Annotated in this window: 14 protein-coding genes; all 14 read left to right on the top strand. The window is 49.8% G+C overall.

The window, feature by feature from the left end; genetic code table 11:
- Nucleotides 1–2,250 carry an HD family phosphohydrolase gene (locus AC1DF0_RS15130; protein WP_477574503.1) on the top strand — a complete coding sequence of 750 codons (2,250 nt, stop codon included), beginning with the start codon at nt 1–3 and terminating at the stop codon, nt 2,248–2,250.
- Nucleotides 2,247–2,744 (top strand): rRNA maturation RNase YbeY, encoded by a 498-nt coding sequence (gene ybeY / locus AC1DF0_RS15125; protein ID WP_442051712.1) that lies wholly within the window; start codon nt 2,247–2,249, stop codon nt 2,742–2,744. The genes AC1DF0_RS15130 and ybeY overlap by 4 nt, the downstream gene beginning before the upstream one ends.
- Nucleotides 2,744–3,109, top strand: a complete 366-nt coding sequence (locus AC1DF0_RS15120; protein WP_477574502.1) for a diacylglycerol kinase family protein — start codon at nt 2,744–2,746, stop codon at nt 3,107–3,109. Before ybeY ends, AC1DF0_RS15120 begins: the two co-directional genes overlap by 1 nt.
- 155 nt (nt 3,110–3,264) lie before the next feature.
- The gene (gene cdd, locus AC1DF0_RS15115; protein WP_477574501.1) at nt 3,265–3,699 is read left to right on the top strand and encodes a cytidine deaminase; all 435 of its coding nucleotides are present in this window, start codon (nt 3,265–3,267) and stop codon (nt 3,697–3,699) included.
- Between the two features lie 8 nt (nt 3,700–3,707).
- Nucleotides 3,708–4,637 carry a GTPase Era gene (gene era, locus AC1DF0_RS15110; RefSeq protein WP_337101613.1) on the top strand — a complete coding sequence of 310 codons (930 nt, stop codon included), beginning with the start codon at nt 3,708–3,710 and terminating at the stop codon, nt 4,635–4,637.
- 99 nt (nt 4,638–4,736) lie between these two features.
- Nucleotides 4,737–4,898: a YqzL family protein gene (locus AC1DF0_RS15105; RefSeq protein ID WP_442051714.1), complete on the top strand. Its 162-nt coding sequence runs from the start codon at nt 4,737–4,739 to the stop codon at nt 4,896–4,898.
- A 96-nt stretch (nt 4,899–4,994) separates the two neighbouring features.
- Nucleotides 4,995–5,747, top strand: a complete 753-nt coding sequence (gene recO, locus AC1DF0_RS15100; protein WP_442051715.1) for a DNA repair protein RecO — start codon at nt 4,995–4,997, stop codon at nt 5,745–5,747.
- 118 nt (nt 5,748–5,865) lie between these two features.
- A complete protein-coding gene (locus tag AC1DF0_RS15095; RefSeq protein ID WP_477574500.1) occupies nt 5,866–7,428 on the top strand; it encodes an MDR family MFS transporter in 1,563 nt (520 codons plus the stop codon).
- A gap of 361 nt (nt 7,429–7,789) precedes the next feature.
- A complete protein-coding gene (gene glyQ, locus AC1DF0_RS15090) occupies nt 7,790–8,677 on the top strand; it encodes a glycine--tRNA ligase subunit alpha (protein WP_442051717.1) in 888 nt (295 codons plus the stop codon).
- Nucleotides 8,670–10,751 (top strand): glycine--tRNA ligase subunit beta, encoded by a 2,082-nt coding sequence (glyS, locus tag AC1DF0_RS15085; RefSeq protein ID WP_477574499.1) that lies wholly within the window; start codon nt 8,670–8,672, stop codon nt 10,749–10,751. Before glyQ ends, glyS begins: the two co-directional genes overlap by 8 nt.
- Nucleotides 10,752–10,818: 67 nt before the next feature.
- Complete coding sequence (locus tag AC1DF0_RS15080; protein WP_477574498.1) at nt 10,819–11,634, top strand: pyruvate, water dikinase regulatory protein; 816 nt, start codon at nt 10,819–10,821, stop codon at nt 11,632–11,634.
- A gap of 97 nt (nt 11,635–11,731) precedes the next feature.
- The gene (locus tag AC1DF0_RS15075) at nt 11,732–12,205 is read left to right on the top strand and encodes a YaiI/YqxD family protein (protein WP_442051720.1); all 474 of its coding nucleotides are present in this window, start codon (nt 11,732–11,734) and stop codon (nt 12,203–12,205) included.
- Nucleotides 12,206–12,246: 41 nt separating this feature from the next.
- On the top strand, nt 12,247–14,097 hold the full coding sequence (gene dnaG, locus AC1DF0_RS15070) for a DNA primase (RefSeq protein WP_477574497.1): 1,851 nt from the start codon (nt 12,247–12,249) through the stop codon (nt 14,095–14,097).
- A 25-nt stretch (nt 14,098–14,122) separates the two neighbouring features.
- On the top strand, nt 14,123–15,253 hold the full coding sequence (gene rpoD, locus AC1DF0_RS15065; RefSeq protein ID WP_477574496.1) for an RNA polymerase sigma factor RpoD: 1,131 nt from the start codon (nt 14,123–14,125) through the stop codon (nt 15,251–15,253).
- Nucleotides 15,254–15,403: the final 150 nt, after the last annotated feature.

The following is a 15,403-nucleotide window of genomic DNA, read 5'->3' as shown; positions in this document are numbered from 1 at the left end:
ATGAACCAAACTCAAGCGGATAAACAGCCAAGCAGCTCGCAGTCGCTCGGATCGGCTCGCTGGAAGCAGAGCACGGCCGTGCAGTGGGTGCTGCTGTGTTTGTTCGTCCTGCTGTTCTATTTCAGCTTGGCGCCGTATTTGGTTCCGGAAACCTATGATATACAAGAAGGCGCCGTAAGCGAGAAAGATATTAAAGCGCCGTTCCAGATTAAGGACGAGAAAGCGACGCGGCAAGCGGAGGAAGACGCGGCAGAGCGAATCGATACGATCTACTCGATCGTTCCGCTTCGCAATGAAGCGCTTGCCGAACAAATTCTTGTTCGGATTGAGCAATTGAATGCGGATGACCAGGTATCGACGCAAAACAAGATCGAAATATATCGCAACGAAATACCGGGCCGTTATTCTGCCTATATTGACAATTTCATTAAGACGAATAAAGGCAAGGGCACGTATAATGATGGGCTGTTAGAGGAAATGTCACTTGTTGCTAAGGATCAGCAATATACGATTCCAGAAGAAGCGTTCTACAAGATGCCGAATCTGACGTCCGAAGAGCTGGCCGAAATGCGGGACGTTGCACGCGATATCGTGCGCAAGCTGTCCGTCGAGCAGCTTCGCGAGGCGGAGACGGCGCGTACGCAGGTAGCGGAGCTTGTGAATGCGAGCCCTCTGGCGAATCGGACAAGCCGTGAAATCGTTCAAGAGGTTGCACGATTCGCCATCATGCCGAACAAGTTTCTCGACAAGCAGGCGACCGATGATGCGAAGGCGCTTGCGAAGCAGAATACGACGCCTGTCGTCATCAAGGAAGGCGATCTAATCGTCAAGCGCGGACAGACGATTACTCCTGACCTGTATCAACTGCTAGTCGATTCGTCTTTGCTGCAGGAAAAGAAAAACTATTGGCCGCAGCTGGGATTATTGATGATGTCGATTATGTTCACCGTGCTGCTATACGCTTACTTGCACAATTCCGGCAGCATTAACGGCATCAAGCCGAAGTACAATAATTCACAGTTGCTTATGCTGTGGCTTGTATTCCTAATTAACATTATTACGATTCAGATCGTTGCTCTTACACAGACCGATACGGCTTCGTATGTCGGTTTTCTCGCCCCGGCGGCGATGGGAACGATGCTTATTACACTGCTGCTGGATATTCACCTGGCGATCGTAAGTTCATTCCTGTTCGCGATCATGGGCAGTATTATACTGAATACGTCGCAGCATCAAATATTCGACTTCGAATACGGCTTCTTCATCATCGCCGTATCGTTCGCTGCAATCTTCTCGATTCATCGCGCCAGTCAGCGCTCTACGATCTTGAAGGCCGGCATTATGGTCAGCTTGTTCGGCTCGTTGTCGGTTATTGCGATGCTCCTGCTTAATGAGCAGCTCGACCGGATGCCATTCATCTATTCAGTCGCGTTCGCGTTCGCGAGCGGACTTGTTACGGCGGTGCTCGTTATCGGTCTGATGCCTTTCTTCGAGATAACGTTCGGAATTCTATCGGCACTCAAGCTCGTTGAACTATCGAATCCGAATCATCCGCTGCTGCGGAAGCTCCTTACCGAGACGCCGGGTACTTACCATCATAGCGTAATGGTCGGCAACTTGTCCGAGGCGGCGGCGGAAGCGATAGGCGCAGACGGCTTATTATGCAGGGTGGGCTCATTCTACCACGATATAGGGAAGACGAAGCGACCGAACTATTTCATCGAGAATCAGACCAATATCGAGAACCCGCATGATACGATCGATCCGAAGCTGAGCAAGTCGATTATTGTGGCGCATGCCAGAGATGGCGTAGATCTGCTAAAAGGACATAATATCCCTAAGCCGATCCGCGATATTGCAGAGCAGCATCACGGTACGACTTCGCTTAAATACTTTTATCATAAAGCATATAAGCAGGCGGAGGAGCAAGGCATCGAACCGACATTTACAGAGGATGACTTCCGGTATCCGGGGCCGAAAGCGCAATCGAAGGAAGCGGCAGTTGTCGGAATCGCGGATTGCGTAGAAGCAGCAGTAAGAAGCTTGCGCAACCCGACGGTTGAGCATATAGAAGCGATGATTCACAAAATAATTAAAAGCAGACTTGACGATAATCAGTACAACGAGTGCGATCTGACGCTGAAGGAATTGGACAAAATCGCGCAGTCGCTTAAGGAAAGCGTTATAGGCATCTTCCACTCGCGGATTGAGTATCCCGAAGATGTGAAATCAAAGGAGCGTTTGTCATGAGCTTGCAGCTCGATTGGAGCAATGAGCAACAGAAGGTAGAAATTCCGGAAGTTTGGATCGGCAGGCTGGAGCAGTTGCTTCGCATTGCAGGCGAGAAGGAAGGCATCGCAGGAGGAGAGGTAACGCTCACTTTCACGGACGATGAGGAAATTCATAAGCTGAATCTTGAATACCGCAATATCGACCGGCCGACGGATGTGCTTTCCTTCGCGATGCAGGACGACGGAGTGGACGAGCTTAACATTATTTTTGAAGTGGAATCGGAGGATGAAGTGGATCCGATATCCGGCATGCTTGGCGATATCATTATATCGGCCGAGACGGCTTTGCGCCAAAGCGAAGAGTATGGCCACTCCCTTGAGCGGGAGATCGGCTTCCTATTCGTTCACGGCTTCCTGCACTTGATCGGTTACGATCATCAGGATGAGGCAAGTGAAGCGGAAATGACGGCGAAGCAGGAAGCTGTGCTTCAGCAAGCTGGCTTGTCACGCTAATGCGCAAGTTCCTCCATAGCTTATCGGTTGCGAATGCAGGCATTCGGTTTGCCATTCGGACGCAATTGCATATGAGAATCCATCTAATTGCCGCGGCGCTAGCCTGCGGCATTGGTTTATTGGTGTCATTGCCGCGAGGAGACTGGGCAATCCTTATCTTAACGATCGCCCTCGTCATCTCAGCGGAGATGGTTAACACGGCAATCGAACAGGCAGTGAACTTAGCCAGCCCCGATATACATCCAATCGCCAAAGCGGCGAAGGATGTCGCGGCTGGCGCTGTTCTTCTTGCGGCTATTGCGGCAGTTGTAATTGGGTTGCTCTTATTAGGTCCGCCGTTATGGCGACTTTGCTTTGACTTATAGGAAAGTATATGAGTTTGCTCATACTTTCTCTATACGTTTCGACGAAACGATGGCGTCTATAGAAAGGATGCCATCTGGCGTTTCTTCTTAGAATATAAAGTTGCTGCTTGCCGGTTGAATAATAGACGCAATGATATTGCAGGAGGTATGGTACAATGAATTACGAAGGTTTATCGGAAGCCTATACGTTGTTGCTTCACTCGGCTAAGGAAGCGATGGAACGCGCTTATGTGCCTTATTCGAACTTCCAAGTCGGAGCGGCTTTGCTAGACGACGAGGGCCATGTTCATTATGGCTGCAATGTCGAGAATGCTGCATACGGACCTACTAACTGTGCGGAACGTACCGCGCTGTTCCGTGCTGTCGCAGACGGAAAGCGACCAGGCCAATTCAAGGCGATTGCGGTCATTGGCAATACGGATGGACCGATTGCGCCATGCGGTGTATGCCGACAGGTACTTGTAGAATTGTGCTTACCGGATATGCCGGTTATTATGGGCAATATGAACGGACAGTGGACGGTGTCGACCGTCTCCGCCCTTTTGCCGGGGGCGTTCACGCCTGCTTCACTAGAGAAAGGGGAAAGCTAGAGCCTATTATGAATCAACAATCATCGAACAACCGCGGGGACGGCAAAGGAAAGTTCCGTTCCGGCTTCGTAGCTATTATCGGACGGCCGAATGTCGGCAAGTCGACCCTGATGAATCATCTGATTGGTCAGAAGATTGCTATTATGTCCGACAAACCGCAAACGACACGCAACAAAATTCACGGGGTTTATACGACGAATGATACGCAGATCGTATTCCTCGATACGCCGGGTATCCATAAGCCGCAATCAAAGCTAGGCAATTATATGATGGCCACGGCGGAAAGTGCGCTGAAGGAAGTGGAAGCCGCTTTATTTCTGATCGATGCTTCGGAAGGGCTTGGGGGCGGCGATCGCTTCATTATCGAGCAGCTTAAGAAAGTAAAGACGCCGGTATTCCTCGTCATGAACAAGATAGACAAAGTGCTGCCTGAACAGCTTCTACCTATGATTACGCAATATAATGAGCTGTTCGACTTTGCTGAAATCATCCCGATCTCTGCTCTGCAAGGAAATAACGTGAGCACGTTGATCGAGCAATTGTCGCGCTATATGCCGGAAGGACCGCAATACTATCCTGCCGATCAGATCACGGATCATCCCGAGCAATTCGTTGTCTCGGAGCTTATCCGTGAGAAAATATTGCATATGACCCGCGAAGAAATTCCGCATTCCATTGCCGTAACGATTGAAGATATGAAGGTACAGGACAATGGCGTCGTCTATATCGGAGCCGTCATTTTCGTTGAGCGTGATTCCCAGAAGGGGATTATTATCGGCAAGCGAGGGGAGCTGCTGAAGGAAGTCGGCAAGCAGGCTCGCAAAGACATTGAGGCGCTGCTGGGCTCGCGCACATTCCTCGAATTATGGGTGAAGGTGAAGAAGGATTGGCGCAATCAGGAGCGAATTCTTAAAGATCTCGGCTTCAGGCATGATTGACCTTCGCTGACGTAATTTGCTAAGGATAGTCCTCGTTTCTTTATCGCATCCTAATACCGTCTGGAGCAGCATTTCCGACACGGAAAGGGATGGATACGAATGCGAGATTTTTCGTGGAAGTATTTTACGTTGACCGGGGATGTCGAATCCTTCATGCTGTACAAAGAAATGGATCAAATGGGCATCTTGGAACAGGATGGCGCGCAAGCTGGAGAAAACGACGATTATGCCATGATGGAATTAGAGGATAGCTCCAGCTAGCAGCAGCTTGAGACAAAGCATCATTTCAATTGCGAAAAAATGTGCTTACGCCGATATGGGACGGTGTAAGCCATTTACGCTTTAAGGGGAAATAATATGCTGTATCGAGTGGAAGGAATCGTTATCCGCAGCATGGATTACGGAGAAGGCAATAAGATCGTAACGCTGCTGACGAATACGAATGGCAAGGCCGGTGTCCTTATTCGCGGCGCCAAGAAGGTGAAGAGCAAGCACGGATCGCTTGCGCAGCCTTTTACATACGGGGAATTTGTATACTTTCGCACGAGCGGTCTCGGAACGCTTAATCATGGTGAGATCATTGAATCTCACCATCTTTTGCGTGAGCAATTAGATAAAACGGCTTATGCAGCTTATGTTGTTGAGCTGACGGACCGCGCGCTGCAGGATGATGAGGTCGGCAACTATCATTTTGAGCAGTTGAAGGCTTGCTTGTCAGCACTAGAGGAGGGCAAGGACCTGCAGATCGTGTCGCATCTGTATGAGATGCGGATGCTCGACTCAGCGGGCTATGCGCCCGAGTTCGACCAATGCGTGCATTGCGGCAATGTCGTAGGACCGTTTCGGTTATCGCCTTATGCCGGCGGCGTGTTATGTTCGAGATGCACAGGCAAAGATCCTTTCGCCATGCCGCTTAGCGAAGGGGCATATAAATTGCTGAAGTTATTTCGCAGATTGGATATGCGCAGGCTTGGCCAGATCCAAGTAAGACCGGAGACGAAGGCAGAACTGAAGCTTTGCATGCGCAAATTAATGGATACGCATATGAGCTTGCAGCTTAAGTCGCGAAGCTTCCTCGATCAGCTTGATAAGCTCAGTCCGCCTGAGTAGCGTCTCCGTCTAGAGACCGAGACAGGGCTACTGCTGTCGATGGTTACATACAGCTGATCCATGCAGTATGCTTGATGATGTTGGTTGGCTATATACAAATGATGGAGGGAATGACATTATGTCAGCAAAACAAAGCAGACTAGGCTTCGTTGTCGCGGGCTTGCTGCTCGGCATTCTAGTCGCATCGATCGATAACACAATCGTATCGACGGCAATGGCGACAATTGTGTCCGATCTTGGCGGTCTGGACAAATATGTGTGGGTAACTTCTGCTTATCTTGTCACCGAAATGGCAGGCATGCCCATTTTCGGCAAACTGTCGGATATGTATGGGCGGAAACGGTTTTTCGTACTCGGCATATCGTTATTTTTGATTGGTTCCGTATTATGCGGAACGGCGGAATCGATTACACAGCTTACGATTTATCGCGCGATTCAAGGGATTGGCGGCGGCGCTATGATGCCGATCGCGTTCGCAATCGTATTCGATATTTTCCCGCCGGAGAAGCGCGGGAAGATGGGCGGTCTCTTCGGTGCCGTATTCGGCACGTCCAGCTTGTTCGGTCCGCTTGCCGGAGCTTATTTGACGGAATATGTGAATTGGCGCTGGATTTTCTACATTAACGTACCAATCGGTCTTGTTGCATTGGCATTCATTATTATTTATTACAAAGAGTCTTTGTCGCATGCTAAGCAAGTAATCGACTGGTGGGGCGCATCGACGTTAGTCGGCTCGATCGTTTGCTTAATGTTTGCCCTAGAGCTGGGCGGCGCGGAATATGCTTGGGATTCCGTTCAAATCATCGGTCTCTTCGCAGCCTTTGCGGTTCTGTTAATCGCATTCTTCTTCGTGGAAACAAAAGCGAAAGAACCGATTATTGCGTTCAGCATGTTCAAGAAACGGTTGTTTGCCAGCAGTACCGGAGCAGGCTTATTCTACGGTGCAGCCTTCATTACGGCGGCACTCTATATTCCGATGTTCGTTCAAGGGGTCTTTGGAGGCACGGCCGTCAATGCAGGCCTAACGCTGCTGCCGATGACACTAGGCTCGGTATTCGCAGCGCAGCTTGGCGGTTTTCTTGCCAATAAGATTTCATACCGCAGTGTCATGACGTTATCGGCGGTTATCTTTATTACCGGCATTATACTGTTATCGACAATTACGCCTGATACGACGCGCTTCTTATTGTCGGTTTATATGTTCATTACCGGCTTCGGTATCGGTTTCTCCTTCTCCGTTCTTGGCATGTCGTCGATTCATGACTTCGATATGCGTCAGCGAGGAAGCGCGACATCGACGATGTCATTCGTCCGTTCGCTCKGCATGACAGTCGGCATTACGATCTTCGGCATCATTCAGCGCAATCATTTTACGAGCGGCATGGCCGAAGCATTCGCAGGCAGTGAAGGAAGCGGAGGTGGGGCGCCTATGACGGATAACGCACGCGAATTGCTTTCTCCGGAGAAGCGCGCAGAAATTCCAGCTCCGGTCATGGATAAGATCGTGGCTGCATTATCGGAATCGGTATCGGTCACTTTCCTATGGTCCATCGTTCCTGCCGGTCTTGCCTTCGTATGCGTCCTTATGATGGGAAATGCGGGCATGAAGGATCTGCTGGAGAAACGTGTACATGGCAAAGCGGTCATAGCGTCCCATAACGACGATACTCGCAGTCATTAGGCTAGAAGCCATTTAGTTGACATTGCATGGCAAACCGAATACAATAACTTAATATGTATATGGACTATGAAGGAAAAAGTAATCGTAATAATCGACGTGAATAGCGAGCCAGGGATAGTGAAAGCCTGGACGAACGATGACGATGAAGAGGCGTTCCTGAGTCTGAACGAACGAAAAGAGGGTTTGCTTCTCAATAAGCGAACCAAGTAGGGTGGAACCGCGGGATACAACTCTCGTCCCTACGTCTGGCAACAGGCGTAGAGGCGGGAGTTTTTTGTGATTCCAGTTACCCATCGCCTCTGCTGATGTCCAGCCACAGTCCGACAAAGGACAATAAACGAGGAAGAAGGAGACGGTTTTGATGAATTTTCAAGGTATGATATTGACGCTTCAACAATTTTGGGCTGAACAGAACTGCATTCTCGTTCAACCTTACGACACCGAGAAGGGTGCGGGTACGATGAACCCGATGACCTTCCTGCGATCGATCGGGCCAGAGCCATGGAACGTGGCCTATGTAGAGCCTTCGCGTCGTCCTGCAGACGGCCGTTATGGCGAGAATCCGAATCGGCTCTATCAGCATCACCAGTTTCAAGTGATCCTGAAGCCGTCGCCGGACAATATTCAAGAGCTTTATCTGGAGAGCTTGAAGCGTCTCGGCATCGATGCGCTTGATCATGATATTCGGTTCGTTGAGGATAACTGGGAATCGCCAACGCTTGGCGCTTGGGGACTTGGTTGGGAAGTATGGCTGGATGGCATGGAAATTACGCAATTTACGTACTTCCAACAAGTTGGCGGCATTGATGCGAATCCAGTTGCTGTAGAGATTACATACGGCATGGAACGCCTTGCCTCCTATATTCAGGAGAAGGAAAATGTGTTCGATCTGGAGTGGGTTGAAGGCGTTACGTACGGTGACGTGTTCAAGCAGCCGGAGTTCGAGCATTCCAAATATACGTTCGAAACATCGGATTCGGCTATGCTGTTCACGCTGTTCAATATGTATGAGGAAGAAGCGAAGAAGACGATGGAGCAGAAGCTCGTATTCCCTGCATACGATTATGTGTTGAAATGCTCCCATACGTTCAATCTTCTTGATGCCCGCGGGGCAATCAGCGTAACGGAGAGAACGGGCTATATTACTCGCGTCAGAAACTTGGCACGTTCATGCGCTGCGACTTATCTGGAGGAGAGAGAACGTCTCGGATTCCCGTTGCTGAAGAAAGGAGTGGAGCACAATGGCTAAAGATTTATTGCTGGAGATCGGACTTGAGGAAGTGCCGGCGCGTTTCGTGCGCGGTGCAATGAATCAGTTGAAGGATAAAATGGTCAAATGGCTCGCAGAATCGCGCATCTCGCATGGCGAGGTTGAGGCGTTTGCGACTCCGCGCCGCTTGGCGCTGCTTATTCGAGATGTCGCTGAGAAGCAATCGGATATGAACGAGGAAGCGAAGGGACCTTCGCGCAAAATCGCGCAAGATGAGCAAGGAAATTGGAGCAAAGCGGCTCTTGGATTCGCACGCAGCCAAGGCGTAGAGCCGGAGCAGCTTTATTTCCAAGAGCTTGCCGGTGTTGAGTATGTATATGCTACGAAGAGCAGCATTGGATCGGATACGGCTGGCGTACTGCCGGAAGGTTTGCCGTCGCTTATTACATCGATGTCATTCCCGAAAAACATGCGTTGGGGCGCGCATGAGCTTCGTTTCGTTCGCCCGATTCGCTGGTTAGTCGCGTTGTTCGGAGCGGAAGTTATTCCGTTCGAAATTACAGGCGTGGCAACGGGCAAAATATCCCGCGGACATCGTTTCCTTGGCGGCGAGGCCGTTATCGAAGAAGCTGGTCAATACGCAGAGAAGCTTCGCGAGCAGCAAGTTATCGTTGATGTAGCCGAGAGAGAGAAGCTGATCGTTGCGCAGATCGAAGAGCTTGCAGCGGATAAGGGCTGGGAAATCGCCATTAAGGAAGACTTGCTGGAGGAAGTGCTGTTCCTCGTTGAAATTCCGAACGTATTGTTCGGCACATTCGATCCGGCATTCCTTCACATACCGCAGGAAGTGCTTATTACTTCGATGCGTGAGCATCAACGCTACTTCCCCGTATTCAACAAGGAAGGCCAGCTTCAACCTAACTTCGTAACCGTGCGCAACGGCGACCGCAGATCGATTGAGCTTGTTGCAAAAGGTAATGAGAAGGTTCTTAGAGCTCGTCTATCCGATGCGAAGTTCTTTTATGAAGAGGATCATAAGCTTGAGATTGCTCAGGCACTCGCAAAGCTTGAAAATATCGTGTATCACGAGGAGCTAGGCTCTGTTGCGGATAAAGTAAGAAGAATTCGTGCAACGGCCGACTTGCTGAGCAACAAGCTCCAAACGGACAGCCAAACGGCGTCCGACGTCAGCCGCGCTGCGGATATTTGCAAATTCGACCTTGTTACGCAGATGGTCTATGAGTTCCCAGAGCTTCAAGGTATCATGGGCGATGATTATGCTCGCAAGCTTGGCGAACGCGAAGCAGTAGCGAAAGCCATTAATGAGCACTACCAACCGCGGTTTGCTGGCGATCGCGCTCCATCGTCGCTTACTGGAGCAATCGTAAGCTTGGCAGATAAGATCGATACGATCGTTGGCTGCTTCTCGATTGGCATTATTCCGACCGGCTCGCAGGATCCGTATGCACTGCGCAGACAAGCGGCGGGTATCGTCCAAATTATTTTGTCGCATGGCTTGAAGCTGAAGCTTAGCGAGTTGTATGAGGCGGCTTTGTTCGTGCACGAAGCTCGCGGTTTGAAACGCAGCAGTGCCGACATCCGTAAAGACTTATCAGACTTCTTCGCGCTGCGGATCAAAAACGTATTGTCCGAGCAAGGCGTACGCTACGACGTAGTCGATGCGGTTATGGCAACAGGCCTTGATGATCTTAGTCTTACGATTGAACGCGCAATGGTTATTCAATCGCTGGCTGCGGGCGAAGAACGTTCTGAATTCAAGCTGACTGTAGAAGCATTCAACCGTGTATGCAATTTGGCTTCCAAAGCAACMATATTCGAAGTGTCGGCTGMGCTATTCGCCGAATCGGCTGAGTCCGAGCTTTACGCAAAATGGAAAGAGCTGCATGTTGGCTTTGAGGCTGCGGTTAAGGAAGGTAATATAGCGCAAGCGGTTCAACTGCTGTCTTCGCTGAAACCAGCAATTGACGCATACTTCGAGCATGTTATGGTTATGGCGCCTGAAGAAGCGGTTAAGAACAACCGACTGGCTACATTGGCAGCTATCGCAGGGGATGTATCTTCCATTGCTGACTTCTCGAAGTTAGTGTGGTAGCTTACCCGAAGTATATCGATCTGTTTGCCGCCGGACTTCCGGTATATTCGCAAAGGGGGATGATTGAATGTCTAATTCAACAGCGGAAGTAATCGTATATGTCATTTCTGACGCTGCTGGCGATACGGGTGAGCTTGTCGTTCGCGCAGCTATTGCTCAATTTCATCCGATTAACGCCGATATTCGCCGAGCGCCATTTATTACCGACGAGCTTGCGTTGTTGCGTATCATCGGACAAGCGAAGCAGTGCGGAGCCATTGTGCTGTATACGCTGGTCATTCCCCAATTACGCGATAGCGTAAAGAAGCTGGCTGATGAAGCGGGAGTCGTTGCAATTGATTTGCTCGGCTCCTTTATCGAGACGCTGGAAGAACGGACAGGAAGAAAGTCACGCCAAGAGCCGGGGCTTAACCATGCGCTGGACGAGGATTATTTCCGTAAAGTAGAAGCGGTCGAATTCGCGGTGAAATATGACGATGCGCGCGATACCTCAGGCGTACGCAAAGCGGATATTGTTCTGGTTGGCGTATCCAGAACGTCGAAAACGCCGTTGTCCATGTATCTGGCTCATCAAAAATTTAAAGTCGCCAACGTCCCGCTCGTTCCCGAAATTAAGCCGCCGGCAGAGTTATACACGATTCCAAAGCATAAAATTATCGGCTTGACGATCGGCGTGCCTTATTTGAACATTATCCGCAAGGAGCGCCTTAAGGCACTAGGGCTGCCAAATACGGCACCGTATGCCACAACGGATCGGATCGAGAAAGAACTCGCGTACGCTGAAGATATTATGAAGCAGCTGGGCTGTGTGATCATTGATGTCTCGCATCGGGCCGTTGAGGAAACAGCCAGTCTCATTATGGAGCAGGTCAGACTGACTTAGCCACGTTGTTTATAGCAGCAGTATGCAGGATTTTTTCGTTATTTGCCGTATATAATAGTACAGTATAAATGTGAAAATCGAGAACGAGCGGTGATTCATGATAAAGGACAAGCCTAGGGCTGTTGTTGTCGATGCGGACGCTTGCCCGGTTAAGCAAGAAATTGCGGAAGCGACCAAATCTTTTCCCGTACGCGTCCTGATGGTCGCATCCTATGATCATCGGCTGGAAGCGCAGCCGGGAATTGAAGTTGTCCAAGTGGACCGCAGCGACCAATCGGTGGACTTGTATATCGTTAACCATATTACGACCGGCGACATCGTCATTACTCAGGACTTCGGTCTCGCTTGCATAGCCATTGGCAGAGGCGCGATCGTATTGTCGCCTCGCGGCGAGCAATATACGAATGACAACATTGATTACTTGATGGAACGCCGTCATGAGCTTGCCAAACGGAGGCGAAGCGGGGGTAAGACGAAGGGGCCGAAAGCGATGAATGATGCCGATCGTGAGCGATTTCAACAAAAGTTGACAAAAGTTTTACGAATTGAGCAGGAGAAACATGACGCATAGCGAATATTATTTACGTGTTACTAGGATGAAGGTGATGAACGATGACATTCGCAAAAATACCCGATGAGGTCATTAGCGAGATTTTGAAGCACAATGACATCGTGGAGACGGTCGGAAAATACGTTCATCTCACGAAGCACGGAAAATATATGAAGGGCTTATGTCCGTTCCATTCCGAGAAGACCCCGTCGTTCACCGTTACGCCCGAACGCCAAATCTTCTATTGCTACGGTTGCGGGAAAGGCGGCAACGTCATTCGTTTTCTTGAGGAGCTGGAGGGATATTCTTTCCCTGAAGCTGCTCGGGCACTAGCGGAGGATGCCGGCATTGCGGTACCTGACAGCTGGAGCTCAGATGATGGCGGGAGCAATAATCCGGAGAACGCCGAGCGCGCCAAGCTTATCGAAGCGCATGAGCTTACAGCTAAGCTATATCATTACATGCTGAACAATTCGAAGCAGGGCGTAGAAGCAAAGCGTTATTTGCGCGAGCGGGGACTAAGCGATAAGCTGATTGATCACTTCATGATTGGCTTCGCGACGGACGAATGGAATCGATTAGCAGACTTCTTAGAGAAGCGCGGATTTGACCTGGCCTTGATGGAGAAGGGCGGATTGTTATCGGCAAAAACGGATGGAAGCGGCTATGTGGATCGTTTTCGTAATCGCATCATGTTTCCGATATGGGATAAAGACGGCAAAACGACCGCGTTTGCGGGGCGCATTATAGGCGACGGACAGCCGAAATACTTAAATTCCCCGGAGACAATGCTTTTTACGAAGAGCAGAATCGTATATAACTTGCATCATGCACGGACTGCAATTCGCAAGAGCAAGCAGGCTGTTATTTTTGAAGGCTATATGGATGTCATTAAGTCATGGAGCGCTGGTGTCAAGAACGGCATCGCGACGATGGGAACCGCACTTACCAAGGAACATTGCGCCATCCTTCGCAGACAAGCGGAAGAGGCGATCGTCTGTTATGACGGCGATGATGCTGGACAAGCGGCTGCGTTCAAATCGATCCCGCTGCTGGAAGCGGCAGGTTTGAAGGTGACAGTGGCAATTCTCCCGAAGGGGAAAGACCCCGACGAATATATAGGTGAATACGGGCCGGACGCATTTCTGCGCGAGATCGTCGATCAAGCGGTATCCGTTACAAAATTTAAGCTTATATATTCAAGGAAAAACCATATACTGCTAAAAGAAGAAGGCAAAAAAAACTATCTGCTGGAAGCAATGGATATCGTAGCGGAGCTTAGCTCGCCCATTGAACGCGAAGTGTATTTGAAGGAATTGTCCCGCGAGTTCGATATTTCGCTCGAGTCTCTGAAGCAGGATTGCCATCGCAAGGTGCAGGAGCTGCAAAAAAAGAAACCGCAAGGGGATAATAACGACAATTCGTGGAATAATGGTAGAAATGAAAAGCGCCGTACGTCCGGACCTCCGGCTGTATTGCCTGCCTACACGCATGCCGAACGAAGGCTGTTGTACGTTATGATGCGAGACAAAGAGGTTGCTGAAGCCGTCCATAACCGAATCGGTGACGCATTTAACATGGAGGATCATGCGGCACTCGCTGCTTACTTATACGCTTATTATGCTCAAGGTCATGAATCGGATGCCAGCCGCTTTGTAGCTACGCTGCAGGATGATCAATTAGAGCGTACAGCGGCATCGATTCTCATGATCGACAGCGATTTTCCGTTTGATGAGACAACGATGAACGCTTATATCCGAGATATTGTTAGGGTACCGCAATTTAAGGAAATTGAACGCAAGAAAGAAGAAATGCTGCGCGCCGAGCGGTCAGGCAACGCTTTGCTGGCAGCGCAATTAGGACTTGAGATTATAACCCTAGACAGACAGCTTAAGGATCGTACTGAGGAGTAGTTTCTAGGGAGGAGGGAGTCGGAATATGGCGAATGATCAACATACTGAACTAGATACGGAACAAAAACTAGATCATGTAAAGGAACAGCTGATCGAGCACGGCAAAAAAAGATCTTCATTAACCTACAAAGAGATTATGGAGAAATTATCGCCTTTCGATCAGGATCCAGAACAGATTGATGAATTTTTCGAGCAGCTTGATGATTTGGGTATTGAGGTGCTTAACGAAAATGACGAGGATCATCCGCTTCGCGGTGCTGGGGAGGAACAAGAGCGCGAACAGGACGACTTCAACTTTGACGACGATCTGGCGTTACCGCCAGGCATCAAGATCAACGACCCGGTACGTATGTATCTGAAGGAAATCGGACGTGTTCCGTTGCTCCTGGCAGATGACGAGGTTGAACTCGCCAAACGTATCGAGAACGGAGACGAAGAAGCGAAGCGCAGATTGGCAGAGGCGAACTTGCGTCTCGTCGTTAGTATTGCGAAGCGTTATGTCGGCAGGGGCATGCTGTTCCTTGACTTGATTCAAGAAGGCAATATGGGCCTAATTAAAGCCGTTGAGAAGTTCGACCATGCGAAGGGCTTCAAATTCAGTACGTATGCAACTTGGTGGATTCGTCAAGCGATTACGCGCGCCATTGCGGACCAAGCGCGTACGATTCGGATTCCCGTGCATATGGTTGAGACGATAAATAAACTTATTCGCGTATCTCGTMAATTGCTTCAAGAGCTGGGGCGTGAACCGACGCCAGAGGAAATTGCTGCAGAGATGGAGCTTAGCACGGAGAAAGTACGCGAGATTATGAAGATCGCTCAAGAGCCGGTATCATTGGAAACGCCGATCGGGGAAGAGGACGACTCGCATCTCGGGGATTTCATTGAGGACCAAGAAGCGCTTGCGCCTGCTGATGCAGCCGCTTATGAGCTTCTGAAGGAACAGCTTGAGGATGTGCTAGATACGCTTACCGAGCGTGAAGAAAACGTACTGCGTCTGCGTTTCGGTCTTGATGACGGTCGTACGCGTACGCTTGAGGAAGTAGGCAAGGTGTTTGGCGTAACGCGCGAACGTATTCGTCAGATTGAAGCCAAAGCGCTCCGCAAGCTGCGTCATCCAAGCCGCAGCAAACGCTTGAAGGATTTCCTCGAATAACGTTTGGTTTGTTTGGTACTGCAATGACCTTTCTGCGCCTGCAGCGAGGTCTTTTTTTTCTAGTTCGACCCGATCCGTATACACATTATCTCTAATAAAGCATAGGTCTGAATCCGATACATACATTGAAACGTCAAAACGGTAAGACGG

This window comes from Paenibacillus sp. 05T425 (assembly GCF_056396205.1).
This window is presented reverse-complemented; position numbering and strand designations above follow the sequence as displayed.

Excerpts from the sequence above, each read along its gene's own strand:
- AC1DF0_RS15120 (WP_477574502.1), top strand. The coding sequence starts at position 2,744 with ATGCGCAAGTTCCTCCATAGCTTATCGGTTGCGAATGCAGGCATTCGG.
- AC1DF0_RS15130 (WP_477574503.1), top strand. The coding sequence starts at position 1 with ATGAACCAAACTCAAGCGGATAAACAGCCAAGCAGCTCGCAGTCGCTC.
- era (WP_337101613.1), top strand. The coding sequence starts at position 3,708 with ATGAATCAACAATCATCGAACAACCGCGGGGACGGCAAAGGAAAGTTC.
- AC1DF0_RS15105 (WP_442051714.1), top strand. The coding sequence starts at position 4,737 with ATGCGAGATTTTTCGTGGAAGTATTTTACGTTGACCGGGGATGTCGAA.
- recO (WP_442051715.1), top strand. The coding sequence starts at position 4,995 with ATGCTGTATCGAGTGGAAGGAATCGTTATCCGCAGCATGGATTACGGA.
- AC1DF0_RS15075 (WP_442051720.1), top strand. The coding sequence starts at position 11,732 with ATGATAAAGGACAAGCCTAGGGCTGTTGTTGTCGATGCGGACGCTTGC.
- ybeY (WP_442051712.1), top strand. The coding sequence starts at position 2,247 with ATGAGCTTGCAGCTCGATTGGAGCAATGAGCAACAGAAGGTAGAAATT.
- glyQ (WP_442051717.1), top strand. The coding sequence starts at position 7,790 with ATGAATTTTCAAGGTATGATATTGACGCTTCAACAATTTTGGGCTGAA.
- dnaG (WP_477574497.1), top strand. The coding sequence starts at position 12,247 with ATGACATTCGCAAAAATACCCGATGAGGTCATTAGCGAGATTTTGAAG.
- AC1DF0_RS15080 (WP_477574498.1), top strand. The coding sequence starts at position 10,819 with ATGTCTAATTCAACAGCGGAAGTAATCGTATATGTCATTTCTGACGCT.
- cdd (WP_477574501.1), top strand. The coding sequence starts at position 3,265 with ATGAATTACGAAGGTTTATCGGAAGCCTATACGTTGTTGCTTCACTCG.